This window comes from Pseudomonas sp. AC169 (assembly GCF_979258515.1).
This window is the reverse complement of sequence record NZ_OZ409866.1, coordinates 3,017,952-3,031,554: the sequence shown is the minus strand read 5'-3', so window position 1 is coordinate 3,031,554 and position 13,603 is coordinate 3,017,952. Positions and strand designations below refer to the sequence as shown.

Annotated in this window: 9 protein-coding genes; all 9 read right to left on the bottom strand. The window is 59.6% G+C overall.

What is annotated here, in order from left to right; translation table 11 throughout:
- Positions 1-349: 349 nt before the first annotated feature.
- A complete protein-coding gene (gene mdoH / locus ACZZ0G_RS13725; protein ID WP_463556482.1) occupies positions 350-2,920 on the bottom strand; it encodes a glucans biosynthesis glucosyltransferase MdoH in 2,571 nt (856 codons plus the stop codon).
- A complete protein-coding gene (locus ACZZ0G_RS13720) occupies positions 2,913-4,694 on the bottom strand; it encodes a glucan biosynthesis protein G (protein WP_463556481.1) in 1,782 nt (593 codons plus the stop codon). The genes mdoH and ACZZ0G_RS13720 overlap by 8 nt, the downstream gene beginning before the upstream one ends.
- A 350-nt stretch (positions 4,695-5,044) precedes the next feature.
- The gene (gene dtd / locus ACZZ0G_RS13715; RefSeq protein ID WP_007909321.1) at positions 5,045-5,482 is read right to left on the bottom strand and encodes a D-aminoacyl-tRNA deacylase; all 438 of its coding nucleotides are present in this window, start codon (positions 5,480-5,482) and stop codon (positions 5,045-5,047) included.
- Positions 5,479-6,450: a prolyl aminopeptidase gene (gene pip / locus ACZZ0G_RS13710; protein ID WP_463556480.1), complete on the bottom strand. Its 972-nt coding sequence runs from the start codon at positions 6,448-6,450 to the stop codon at positions 5,479-5,481. Before pip ends, dtd begins: the two co-directional genes overlap by 4 nt.
- Positions 6,451-6,694: 244 nt before the next feature.
- Positions 6,695-7,498 (bottom strand): N-formylglutamate deformylase, encoded by an 804-nt coding sequence (hutG, locus tag ACZZ0G_RS13705; protein ID WP_463556479.1) that lies wholly within the window; start codon positions 7,496-7,498, stop codon positions 6,695-6,697.
- A 10-nt stretch (positions 7,499-7,508) separates the two neighbouring features.
- Complete coding sequence (hutI, locus tag ACZZ0G_RS13700; RefSeq protein ID WP_463556478.1) at positions 7,509-8,714, bottom strand: imidazolonepropionase; 1,206 nt, start codon at positions 8,712-8,714, stop codon at positions 7,509-7,511.
- 361 nt (positions 8,715-9,075) lie between these two features.
- Positions 9,076-10,217, bottom strand: a protein-coding gene (locus tag ACZZ0G_RS13695) for an IS3 family transposase (protein WP_463556477.1) whose coding sequence is annotated in 2 segments (ribosomal slippage) — positions 9,076-9,956 and positions 9,956-10,217 — 1,143 coding nt in all. Because the reading frame shifts where the segments join, the coding sequence is not laid out codon by codon here.
- 117 nt (positions 10,218-10,334) lie between these two features.
- Positions 10,335-11,867, bottom strand: coding sequence for a histidine ammonia-lyase (gene hutH / locus ACZZ0G_RS13690; protein ID WP_463556476.1), 1,533 nt, complete (start codon positions 11,865-11,867; stop codon positions 10,335-10,337).
- 116 nt (positions 11,868-11,983) lie between these two features.
- Positions 11,984-13,507: an HAL/PAL/TAL family ammonia-lyase gene (locus ACZZ0G_RS13685; protein WP_463556475.1), complete on the bottom strand. Its 1,524-nt coding sequence runs from the start codon at positions 13,505-13,507 to the stop codon at positions 11,984-11,986.
- Positions 13,508-13,603 lie beyond the last annotated feature (96 nt).

Genomic DNA, 13,603 nt, shown 5'->3' with positions numbered 1-13,603 from the left:
TGCGGCGCGAAAACCAACAGAGACGGGCAAAAAAACCCGGGTGCGCCAATTCGGGGACGGATGCTAACGCACTCGTTTTTTTGCACAAGGTTTAATCGGGGATTTGTTTGAAGATCAAGAGCACACCCTCACCCCAGCCCTCTCCCGGAGGGAGAGGGGGCCGATCGGGGGATGCTTCAGGAATACGCCGACCTGAATCGGATTTGCCGAATCCATAATCGACTCGATGTTTCAGGTCGATGGAGAGCGCCAGACACCTCGGTCGGTCCCCTCTCCCTCTGGGAGAGGGTTAGGGTGAGGGGCTTTTCAGCAGGCAAAAAAAACCCCGCAACATCGCGGGGTTTCTTCATCAGGCCGGTTGCGCCTGCAAGCTCAGCGGTCGCAACGGCAATGGCGGCGCATGCGGATCGGCTTTCACCGAAGCGCGCCATGCATCCAGCCACTCAGCGTGACCTTCCGCCCAGACCTGCTCATGCAAACGCGCCAGCGCCACAGGATCGCTCAGCAATTGCAGACGATCATGGTTGTTCAACCCCGCAGGGCCAACCTTGAGCGCGTGACGCACACGTTCCTGACGCAGCCATTCAATCGGTTCGGCCTGGCCGTGACGGGAGGTCGCCAGCGAGCACGCCAAAGCGTTCTGCTGAGGATCGACCACCGCGCGGACGAAGCCGTCGTTGAGGGCGTGGTAACGGTTTTCGTGGGTGTACTGATCGGTCGCCAGCAGCGCCTGTGGCGGGTTGTATTCCTCAGGGATGAGGAACAGGCTCTCGTCACGGGACTTCAGGCCCAGACCAACACGACTGGAAATCACCGACACCGGAATCGACAACATCAGCGAACCAACGATCGGCACCAGCCACCAGAGGAAGCTTGGGTTCAGCCAGATCACCAGCAGCGCCCAGCAGAAACCCAACAGGGTCTGCGGGCCGTGGCGTTTGACCGCTTCGCTCCAAGGCGTCGAGTCGTCGTCACGTTGCGGCGAGTTCCAGGTCGCGGCCCAGCCGAGGAACGCGGCGAGGACGAAACGGGTGTGGAAAATCATCCGCACCGGCGCCAGCAGTATGGAGAACAGCATCTCCAGCAGCATCGACAGGGTCACCTTGAACTTGCCGCCGAACTCTTTCGCGCCCTTGGCCCAGATCAGGATGATGCTCAACAGTTTCGGCAGGAACAGCAGCACGATGGTCGTCGAGAACAGCGCGATCGCCTTGTCCGGGTGCCATTGTGGCCACAGCGGATAGAGCTGACGCGGTTCGAGGAAGTACTGCGGCTCCATCAGCGTGTTCACCGCCAGCAGCGCGGTCGACAACACCAGGAAGAAGAACCACAACGGCGCCGACAGGTACGACATCACGCCGGTCAGGAACACCGCACGGTGCACCGGGTGCATGCCTTTGACCAGGAACAGACGGAAGTTCATCAGGTTGCCGTGGCACCAGCGACGGTCACGCTTGAGTTCGTCGAGCAGGTTTGGCGGCAATTCTTCGTAGCTGCCCGGCAAGTCGTAGGCAATCCATACGCCCCAACCGGCACGGCGCATCAGCGCGGCTTCAACGAAGTCGTGAGACAGAATCGCACCGGAGAACGCCCCTTTACCCGGCAACGGCGCCAGGGCGCAGTGGTCGATGAACGGCTTCATGCGAATGATCGCGTTGTGACCCCAGTAGTGGGATTCACCCAACTGCCAGAAGTGCAGACCGGCGGTGAACAGCGGGCCATACACGCGGGTGGCGAACTGCTGCATGCGCGCGTACAGCGTGTCCATGCCCGACGCACGCGGCGCGGTCTGGATGATCCCGGCGTCCGGCGTGGCTTCCATCAAGCGCACCAGACTGGTCAGGCACTCGCCGCTCATTACCGAGTCGGCGTCGAGGACGACCATGTATTTGTAGTCACCGCCCCAACGACGGCAGAAGTCGTCGAGGTTGCCGCTCTTGCGTTTTACACGACGGCGACGGCGGCGATAGAAGATCTTGCCGAAGCCCTTGGCTTCGCGGCAGACGTCCAGCCAGGCCTGCTGCTCGGCCACGCAGATATCGGTGTCGTTACTGTCGCTGAGGACGAAGAAGTCGAAGCGATCCAGATCACCGGTGGCAGCCACCGATTCGAACGTAGCACGCAGACCGGCGAAAACACGCGGTACGTCTTCGTTGCAGATCGGCATGACCAACGCGGTACGCGCGTCTTTGGCAATCGGCTCGTTGCCGGCGCTTTTGCCGGAGATACGGTATTTATCGTGACCGGTGAGCAACTCAAGGAAGCCCATCAGCGCGGTCCAGAAACCGGCCGACACCCAGCAGAACAGAATCCCGAACAGAATCAGAATGCTGGTTTGCAACGCGTACGGCAGCACTTGCGTGGCGGTTTGCAGCAGCGGTTGATGCAGGACTTCTTCCAGATCGACGAACGACCAGCCCTGGTACGGCATGATGCCTTTCATGTACCAGCCGGCAACGATGGTCTGGCCGAGCATCAGCAGCAACAGAATGTAGCGACGGATCGAACCGACCGTGCGCCAGCGCGCGGCCGGCAAGACGTTTTCGTCTTTCGGCGGTTGCGGCGGGTTGGTGCGACCGGTCATGCGGCGCCAGCCACGCACCAGAATATTGGTGCGCCACGGCTCCGGCACGACTTTGGTCCGACGGATCGGCGGCGTTGCCTTCAAACTGACGCGGCCGCTGGCGTCAAGCACCAGCATTTCCGCTTCTTCAAGCTGTTCGGCAGTGCTCAGAATCAGGCGCTTGCCCACCGAAGCCTGGGCGGCCTCGGCAGGCGCGTCGAATGTCGAGGACGACAGGCGTTCATGCAACTCGCTGAACGACTGGCAGCCCGCGAGTTCCGCGCGCTGCTCGTCGGTCATCGGCAGATGCGCCAGATACTCGGACAGAGTCTCTGGCTGTACTTGAGAGTTACTCATCGGCAGGCAACTGATAGCTCCAGGTCTCGGTCAGGACTTCTTCAGTCGGTGCCGATTCCGGTGTGGCTGGGGCCGCGTCGGCAGCAACAGGCTGCTTGGCGTCTTTGTTGGCCTTGTCCTTGGCTTCTGCCGCTGGCTTGGCGTCGGCCTGCTTGGCCTCGGCTGCCTTGGCTTCCTTGTCGATTTTCTCTTGCTGCTTGGCGGCAACCTTGTCGGCCTTGGCGACGGACGAGTTGGACGCCGGCACCGATTTCGCCAGATCAGCGGTCACGACTGGTTGAACCAGTGCGGCACGCATCTCGGTCGACTTGCTCGGGTCCTTGATTTTCATCCGCAGGGTCAAGCGCCAGCCCTTGGTTTCCGGGTTGTAGCGCACGCTGTTTTCAACCAGCTCGGCGTTGTCGCCAACACTGACCTGACTGCGCACGTCGGCATCCGGGGTCAGTGCGGCGAGCGATGGACCTTCGAAGTCGACCAGGTAAGCAACGCTGCCATCCGGCTGACGGATCAGGTTCGATTGCTTGACGTCACCGGTCGAACGCAGGGTCTGCGAAACCCAGGCGCTGTCTGGCGCATGAATCGCCGCTTCGTCCATGGTCCAGTGCATGCGGTAAGCGAAGTCCAGCGGCTGGCCCGGCTCCGGCATTTTTTCCGGACTCCAGAACGCAACGATGTTGTCGTTGGTTTCGTCGGCGGTCGGAATCTCTACCAGATCAACGGTGCCCTTGCCCCACTCGCCCTTCGGCTCGATCCAGGCGCTTGGGCGCTTGTCGTAGCGGTCGTCGAGATCTTCGTAGTGGCTGAAGTCGCGGCCACGTTGCAGCAGACCGAAACCACGCGGGTTCTCGATGCTGAAGTTGCTCACGGCCAGGTGTTTCGGGTTATTCAGTGGGCGCCAGATCCACTCGCCGTTGCCAGCATGGATCGACAGACCGCTGGAGTCGTGCAGTTCACGACGGTAGTTGAGGACTTTCGACGGCTGGTTGGCGCCGAACAGGAACATGCTGGTCAGCGGTGCGATGCCCAGTTTGCCGACCTTGTCACGCAGGAACATCTGCGCTTTGACGTCGACAATGGTGTCGCTGCCCGGACGCAGGATCAGACGGTACGCACCGGTAGCGCGCGGCGAATCCAGCAGCGCGAAGATCACCAGGTGCTTGTCACCCGGCTTCGGCTGTTGAATCCAGAACTCACGGAAACGCGGGAATTCTTCGCCCGACGGCAGCGCGGTATCAATCGCCAGACCACGGGCCGAGAGGCCGTAGGTGTGGCCCTTGCCGACAACGCGGAAGTAACTCGCGCCAAGCATGGTCATGATTTCGTCTTGCTTGTCGGCCTTGTTGATCGGGTACAGCACACGGAAACCGGCATAGCCCAGTTGTTCGGTGGCTTTCGGATCGAATTTCAGGTCGCCGAAATCGAAGCGCGTCGGATCGTATTTGATCTCTTCGACGGTGTTCGCCGTGATTTCGTTGATTTTCACCGGCGTATCGAAATGCATACCCTGGTGATAGAAGGACAGTTTGAACGGGGTCTTCTGATCAGCCCACTCAGCCTTTTCGGTGAGGAAGCGGATTTTCTGATAGTCCGCGAACTTCATGTCGCGGAATTCGTTCGGCAGGTTGCTGCGCGGGGCTTCGAACTTCTGCCCGGCCAGCTCTTTGGCCTTGGCCGTTACATCGTCAAGATTGAACGCCCAAAGCTGACCGGCGCTGAGCAGGCACAGGAGCGCCGAACCCGCTACCAGGGCACTTCGCACGCGTTTGGCAGACATTTTTGCTGCATTACAGGGACTAACAATCACGAGCAACCCTCGCCGAAAACAGATCAAAAAACCAACGGCCAGATGAAGTGCCTGTGAGGCTTTCGGCAGTGAAAAACCGACCTTCCAGAGCACCCTTGCCAAGTTGGCGAGCATTGTTCCGACTCCGCTGGGGCAAAATGATTCCCCAATCGGATCCGGACAAGTCTCTACCTAAGTGAAAAATGGATCAGCGAACGCTGATCCCAGTGCGCGCGATTATCTAGTAGCCCGCATGACAACGCATCAGGGGTAACAAAGTATTTATCGCGAAAACACCCTAAAAACGGTCGAAATTTCCCAAAAAGGTGTTTCAAGCGCTTTCAGGTCTGTAACAAAAAGGTAACCGGGCCATCGTTGACCAAATGCACCTGCATATCGGCGCCGAATCTACCTGATGCCACAGTGCCATGCACCTGTTTCGCACTGCTTAATAGATAGTCGAACAATTCCTCGCCCAACGCAGGTGGCGCGGCCGTCGAAAAGCTCGGGCGCAACCCGCTTTTGGTGTCAGCCGCGAGGGTGAACTGCGAGACCAGCAGTAACCCACCACCGACATCGGCGAGGGACAAGTTCATCTTCCCCTCCGCATCACTGAATACCCGATAGTTAAGCAGCTTATGCAGAAGTTTGTCGGCGCTGGTACGCGTGTCGTCGGGTTCGACCGCTACCAGCACCAGCAAACCGTGATCTACCGCACCCACCACTTCGCCTGCCACTTCGACCCGCGCACCACGTACGCGCTGCAAAAGCCCCTTCATGCTTCTTCGGGCGGCAGGTCGAGCAGGCGTCGGGCCATGTTGCCCGCGGCGCGCACCAGTGCATCGGTGATGCCCGGTTCAGAGGCCGCGTGGCCCGCATCGCGGATCACCTGCAGTTCGCTGTTCGGCCAGGCTTGATGCAATTCCCAGGCGTTGTCGAGCGGGCAGATCACGTCATAGCGACCGTGAATGATCACGCCGGGCAAATGGGCGATCTTGCCCATGTCGCGAATCAATTGGTTCGGCTCAAGGAAAGCATTGTTAGTGAAGTAGTGGCATTCGATCCGCGCAATCGACAGTGCGCGCTGCGGCTCGGAGAAACGATCGACCACCAGCGGGTTCGGCCGCAGGGTGGCGGTGCGCCCTTCCCACGTCGACCAGGCTTTGGCCGCGTGCATCTGGGCGATCTGGTCGTTGCCGATCAGGCGTTTGTGGAAAGCGCTGAGCAGGTCATCACGCTCGTCCAGCGGAATCGGCGCGATGTAGTCCTGCCAGTAATCGGGGAACAGACGGCTGGCGCCGGCCTGATAGAACCACTCGATTTCCTGCGGACGGCAGAGAAAGATCCCGCGCAGGATCAAGCCGTGAACACGCTCAGGGTGGGTTTGCGCGTAAGCCAGCGCCAGGGTCGAACCCCACGAGCCGCCGAACAGCACCCATTTGTCGATGCCCAGGTGTTTGCGGATGCGCTCGAGGTCGGCGACCAGATCCCAGGTGGTGTTGTTCTCGAGGCTGGCATGCGGCGTGGAACGTCCGCAGCCGCGCTGGTCGAAGGTGACAATGCGATACAGGTTCGGATCGAAATAGCGACGGCTCTGCGCGTCGCAACCGGCGCCGGGGCCGCCGTGAATGAACACCACCGGCAAACCCTCCGGTGAACCGCTTTCGTCGACGTACAGCGTATGGGTGTCATCGACAGCCAGATCGTGCCGGGCGTGAGGTTTGATCTGCGGAAACAAAGTCTGCATTGCGCGCTCCGTAAGGGGTCGAGGTCATCCCTGGGGGGACTTCTATTATTCTGCCGTTGGGCATCATAAACCCGATTTACGTCAATGAGCATGCCTGTGGACTTGATCGTTCCCACGCTCTGCGTGGGAATGCCTCTTGGGACGCTCCGCGTCCAGTGACGCGGAGCGTCACGGGCTGCATTCCCACGCGGAGCGTGGGAACGATCAAAAGATCGCAGCCTTCGGCAGCTCCTACAGGGGTGGATCAGCCGGTGTAGTGAGACTTTGCCCAGGCCAGATAGCCTTGTAGCAGTTTCTTGAGTACGACTTGCGTCGGCTCGGCCAGGTCGGCGCGGTAGCGGAACGGTTCGAACTCTTCCATGTAGGTGCTCTGGCACAACTCCAGTTGCACGGCGTGGATGTTCTCGGCCGGATTGCCGTAATGACGGGTGATGTGGCCGCCCTTGAAACGGCCATTGAGCACATGACTGTAATCGCCGTGGCGCGCGCAGATCGCTTCCAGTTGCGCAGCCAGTTGCGGATCACAACTGGCGCCGTTGAAAGTGCCGAGGTTGAAGTCCGGCAGTTTGCCGTCGAACAGGTGCGGGATGATGGAGCGGATCGAGTGCGCATCGAACAGCAGCGCGTAACCGAACTCGGCTTTCAGTCTCGCCAGCTCTTCTTGCAGCGTGCGGTGGTACGGTGTCCAGATTTGCTCAAGGTAAGTTGCGCGCTCTTGTTTCGACGGCTCGTGCCCTTCGCGGAACAACGGAATGCCATCGAACAGCGTCGCCGGGTACAGTCCGGTGGTGGCGCCGGCGTACAGCGGTTTGTCGTCGGAGGGGCGATTCAGATCGATCACAAAACGCGAGTACTCGGCGGCCAACGTACTGGCGCCCAGTTCTTCAGCAAAATCGTAGAGCTGCGGAATGTGCCAGTCGGTATCCGGCAGGCTTTTCGCGTCAGGGATCAACCCGGCCTCGACCACAGGGGTCAGACGCACACCGGCGTGGGGCATGCTGATCAGCAGCGGCACGCGACCTTGTTTGAAGTTCAGAACCTTATCCACAACCGCTCTCCTACAGACTTGATTCGACGCCGTGACGCACGACGCGTTTGTCCAGATCACCACCGAGCCAATAGGCCAGATCCGCCGGACGATCGATGTGCCATGCAACAAAATCGGCAACCTTGCCGACTTCAAGTGAACCGTGGGTGTCGGCCATGCCCAGTGCTTGCGCGGCGTGAATGGTCGCGCCGGCCAAGGCTTCTTCCGGGGTCATACGGAAACAGGTGCAAGCCATGTTCAGCATCAAGCGCAACGACAGCGCCGGCGAGGTGCCGGGGTTGAGGTCGCTGGCGATGGCGATTTTCACTTTGTGCTTGCGCAGGGCGTCCATCGGCGGCAACTGGGTTTCACGCAGGAAATAGAACGCGCCCGGCAGCAGCACTGCGACGGTGTCGGCTGCGGCCATGGCGATGGCGTCGGCCTCGTCCATGAATTCCAGGTGATCGGCAGACAACGCCTTGTAGCGCGCGGCGAGGCTGGAGCCGTGCAGCGACGACAGTTGTTCGGCGTGCAGTTTCACTGGCAGACCGAGTTTTTGTGCGGCGATGAACACGCGCTCGACCTGTTCTGGCGAGAACGCCAGGTATTCGCAGAACGCGTCCACGGCGTCGACCAGACCTTCAGCCGCTAGGGCCGGGAGCATCTCGGAGCAAATCAGATCGATGTAATCGTCGGCGCGATCCTTGTACTCCGGTGGCAACGCGTGGGCAGCCAGACAAGTGCTGCGCACGCTGATCGGCAGCTCTTTGGACAGACGACGGATGACGCGGAGGATTTTGCGTTCGTTGACCAGATCGAGACCGTAGCCGGATTTCATCTCGACCGTGGTCACGCCATCGCGCATCAGGCTTTTCAGGCGTTTGGCGGCGCTGGCGAACAGTTCGTCTTCAGTGGCATCGCGAGTCGCTCGCACGGTGCTGGCGATGCCGCCGCCGGATGCCGCGATTTCCGCGTAGCTGACGCCTTGTAGACGTTTTTCGAATTCGCCGCTGCGGTTGCCACCGAACACCGTGTGGGTGTGGCAGTCGATCAGGCCGGGAGTGACCCACGCGCCTTGCAGGTCATTGACCGCTGGGTATTCGCCGGCGGGCAATTGGTTACGCGGGCCGATCCACTCAATGAGCGCGCCGGACGTTACGATAGCCGCATCCTCGATGATCGAGTAGACGCCCTGCGCCATGGTAGCGACGTGGCAGTGTTGCCAGAGGGTTTTCACTGTTGGCCTCCGTTGGGGCTGGTTTGGTGGGTGACCTCTGAAAAGCCCCTCACCCTAGCCCTCTCCCGGAGGGAGAGGGGACTGACCGTTTTGTTCTGTCGAGGTGCGCCGACCTGAAATCTTTGTGTCGAACTTGGACCTTGAAACTCACCGAGATCGGCTCCCTTCCCTCTCTCACTCTTGGGAGAAGAAGGACTGACCGGGCTGTTTGCCGAGGTACATCGACCTTAATTTCCTGAGCCGAACCCAGATTCTGAAAACCATGAAGATCGGCTCCCTTCCCCCTCTCCCCCCTGGGGGAGAGGGCTGGGGTTGATCTGGTCAAACGATACTGGACACGGTTATAGGGTTTTACCCTTTTTCATGCCGCCAGGGCTTCCATGGCTACGGGAGTTCGATAGCCGTTGTAACTGTGTAGCCTGATCCGATTGTAATAGTGGGTCAGGTAGCGCAACACATCGGTACTGGCCTCGTCTTCGTTTCGGTAGCCAGCCTTGGGTATCCATTCAGATTTCAAACTGCCGAAGAAACGCTCCATCGGGGCGTTATCCCAGCAGTTTCCTCGTCGACTCATGCTTTGTTTTATCCGCATCTCCGACAGCGTTTCACGAAACATTTTACTGCTGTAATGGCAGCCCTGATCCGAATGGAACATCAGGTTTGCAGGACGTCCTCGCGACTCGAAAGCCATCTTCAACGCTTTACAGGTCAGAGCCGAATCGGGACTCCTGGATATCGCCCAGCCGACGATGCGTCGGGCATACAGGTCTAGTACCGCGGCCAGATAAACCCAGTAAGTACCGGCCCAAATGTAAGTCACGTCGCCACACCACACTTGATTGGGCGCCTCAACGTTGAATTTACGCTGCAAATGATTAGGGGCGTATTGAGCCTCCGCGCCGCTAGGTTTGTAACGATGCCTGCGCCGTTGCTGGCTCTTCAATCCGATCTCGCGCATCAGGCTACGAGCCATGTAACGACCTACCGACTCCTTTTCGTTACACAACGCCTTTGCCAGGCTGCGCGCGCCCATTGAGCCGCGACTTTGCTCATGTAGTTCGGCAGCCTTGATCTTGAGGCGATCGCGCTCGACATCCACTTTTGTCCGCCGTTTCAGACGCTCGTAATAACTGCTGCGGTTGATACCAAATACGCCACACAACTCGGATCTTGGATATTGCTCGCTTAACTCCTCGACCAGCTTTACCGATCGAGGGAATCCGACATCAAGAGAGCAGTAGCCTTTTTTAAAATTTCCTTCTCGCGCTCAATCCGTCGGATTGTTGCTTCCAGTTCCTGGATGCGTTGTTGGTCAGCGGTCATGGCCTTGGACTTCTCAGGTGTCTTCCCGCTGCGCTCTGCACGCAGTTGCTCAACCCAGCGGCGCAGAGCTGTAGGGCCTACACCCATTGCTTCACAGGCTTCGCTCACCGAATAATCTTTATCCAAAACCAGGCAAGCCGCGTCCCGTTTGAAATCTGTCGAAAAATAGCGTCTGGTCAAATCACACCTCGTCGTTGGGCGTAGATTAACGCCCTTTAGGGGTGTCCAGAATCATTAAGCCAGATCAGGTGAGGGGGATCGATTTCACTAACAACAAAACTCCCCCTGAAAACACACTTACAAACTAGGCAGCAACTTCGCCGAAACCAGCTCAGTCAAACAGCGCGAAGCCAACAACTCAGTCGCCGCATTAATGTCCGGCGCAAAAAAACGGTCCTTCTCATAGAACGGCACTTCCTTGCGCAGAATAGCCCGCGCCTGCTCCAGCTTCGCCGAGGTCTTCAGACCATTACGCAGGTCCAGCCCTTGCACCGCCGCGAGCCATTCCACCGCAAGAATCCCGCGCGTGTTTTCGGCCATTTCCCACAGACGCTTGCCCGCCGCCGGCGCCATCGATACATGGTCTTCCTGGTTGGCCGAGGTCGGCAGGCTGTCCACCGAATGCGGATGGGACAGTGCTTTGTTTTCGCTGGCCAACGCCGCAGCGGTCACCTGAGCAATCATGAAACCGGAGTTCACCCCGCCATTGGCCACCAGGAACGGCGGCAGTTGCGACATGTGCTTGTCCATCATCAGGGAGATGCGGCGTTCGCTCAGCGAGCCGATTTCAGCGATGGCCAAGGCCATGTTGTCAGCAGCCATGGCCACTGGTTCGGCGTGGAAGTTACCGCCGGAAATCACATCGCCTTCAGCAGCGAAGACCAGCGGGTTATCGGACACCGCATTGGCTTCAACCGCGAGCACCTCAGCGGCCTGACGGAACTGAGTCAGGCACGCGCCCATGACTTGCGGCTGGCAGCGCAGCGAGTACGGATCCTGAACTTTCTCGCAGTTCTGGTGCGAATCAGAAACTTCGCTGCGCTCACCGAGTAGATCACGATAAGCCGCAGCCGCATCGATCTGACCTTTCTGGCCACGCGCCGCATGAATGCGTGCATCGAACGGCGAACGCGAACCCAAAACCGCTTCAACCGTCAGACCGCCCAACGCCAACGCGCCGGCAAACAAATCTTCACCTTCAAACAATCCACGCAGCGCGAATGCAGTAGAAACCTGAGTACCGTTAAGCAACGCCAGACCTTCTTTCGCCGCCAACGTCAGCGGTGTCAGGCCGGCGACTTTCAGCGCTTCAACAGCCTCCATCCACTCGCCCTTGTAGCGCGCCTTGCCCTCGCCCAGCAGCACCAGCGACATGTGCGCCAATGGCGCGAGGTCACCCGAAGCACCCACCGAACCTTTCAACGGAATGTGCGGATAGACCTCGGCATTGATCAGCGCGATCAGCGCATCAATCACCACGCGGCGGATACCGGAGAAACCACGGCTGAGGCTGTTGACCTTGAGCACCATGATCAGCCGCACCAGTTCGTCGCTGATCGGCTGGCCAACGCCGGCGGCGTGGGACAACACCAGCGAACGCTGGAGGTTTTCCAGGTCTTCGCTGGCAATGCGCGTCGAGGCCAGCAGGCCGAAACCGGTGTTGATGCCGTACGCGGTGCGATTCTCGGCGAGGATCTGCTCGACGCAGGCAACGCTGGCTTCGATCTGCTGCGATGCGCTGTTGTCGAGCGTCAGCTTGACCGGATTCTGGTAGACGTCACGCAGTTGGGCCAGGCTCAGTTGGCCGGGAATCAGGTTCAGCGCAGTCATTTTGTGCTCCTTTTGAGAGTTTGTTATTAACTCGCCAGACGCTCCGGAGATGTCCGTTGTCCGTCGCGTCTCGCCTTTTGGGGAGTCGCGCCTTGGCACGCTGGCGTGGGTATTTTTCAGTGCAAATTCGGTAAAGCGTTGTGCGGCAGATTCGGGTCTTTCAACACGCTCGCAGCAGCAGCGATATCCGGTGCCAGCCAACGATCCTGATCATAGGCCGGGACTTTTTCGCGTAGCAGTCGCCAGGCGACATCGGTGCCCGCGCCGAAGCGCTGCTCCTTGAGGAACTCAAACGCCTGCGCCGCCAGCAAATATTCGATGGCGAGGATCTGCGTGCAGTTTTCCAAAGCGCGATGCAGTTTCAGCGCGGCGTTGGTGCCCATGCTCAAGTGGTCTTCCTGCAGACCCGAAGTGATGTAGTTGTCGAGCACCGCCGGTTGCGCCAATTGACGGTTTTCCGCACACAGCGACGCGGCGACGTATTGCACGATCATCATCCCGGAGTTCACTCCCGGATTGGCCACCAGAAACGCCGGCAAACCACTGACGTGCGGGTTGACCAGACGATCCAGACGACGCTCGGCAATCGAGCCGATTTCGGCCATGGCAATCGCCAGCAGATCGGCTGCCATTGCCACCGACTGACCGTGCGGGTTGGCTTGCGACATCACCCGGAAGTTGTCCGGTGTGCCGAGCAGCAACGGATTATCGGTGCAGCCATTGAGTTCGGCTTCGACCTGTTTGATCACATGTTCCAATTGATCGCGCGCAGCACCGTGTACTTGCGGGATCGAGCGAATGCTTAAAGCATCCTGAGTACGAATGCCTTTGCTCGACGCGATCACTTCACTGCCGTCAAGCAAGGCGCGCAGATTGATGCCGACCTGCTGCATGCCCGGGTGCGGTTTCAACGCGATGATCTCGGCATCGAACGCGTCGATCTGACCGCGCTGCGCTTCGAAACTCATCGCGCCGATGACATCGGCCCACTGCACCAGCCGCGTGGCATCGGCAATCGCCAGACAGCTGAGGCCGGTCATGCACGGCGTGCCGTTGACCAGGCACAAACCGTCCTTCGCACCGAGTTGCACTGATTGCAGGTCTTCTTCGGCCAGCGCCTGTTGTGCGGAAATAACCTGGCCGCGATAGCTGACATTGCCGACGCCCAGCAGGGTGATGCCGATGTGCGCCATGTGGGTCAGATAACCCACCGAACCTTGCGACGGCACTTGCGGGGTGATACCGCGATTGAGCAGCGCCAGCAGCGCTTCGACGACCCGCCGGTGGATGCCGGATTTACCGTGGCTGTAGTTGTGGATCGCCGCGCAGATGATCGCGCGGGTCTGCTCGTCGGCAAGCACCGGGCCGACGCCGCAGGCATGGCTGAGCAAGGTGTTGCGCGAGAGCTGGCTGAGTTGTTCATCTTTGAGCGAGACGTTGGACAAACCGCCCAGGCCGGTGTTGACGCCATAGGCGCGCTCGCCGCTTTCGACGATGCGCTGGACGATGGCTTGCGCATTTTCGATGCGCGCCCAGGTGTCGCTCGACAGTTCGAGATGCGCGCCGTGACGGGCGACGGCGACCACGTCCTGCCAACGCAGAGGGGCGCCGGTGATAACGATTTTTTCAGCCTGGGACATCTAAAAAACCTCTTGAACAAGATCGCTCCCACGCTCTGCGCGGGAATGCCGCCTGGGACGCTCCGCGTCCCGACTTTTGCTTTGTGCAAGGTGACG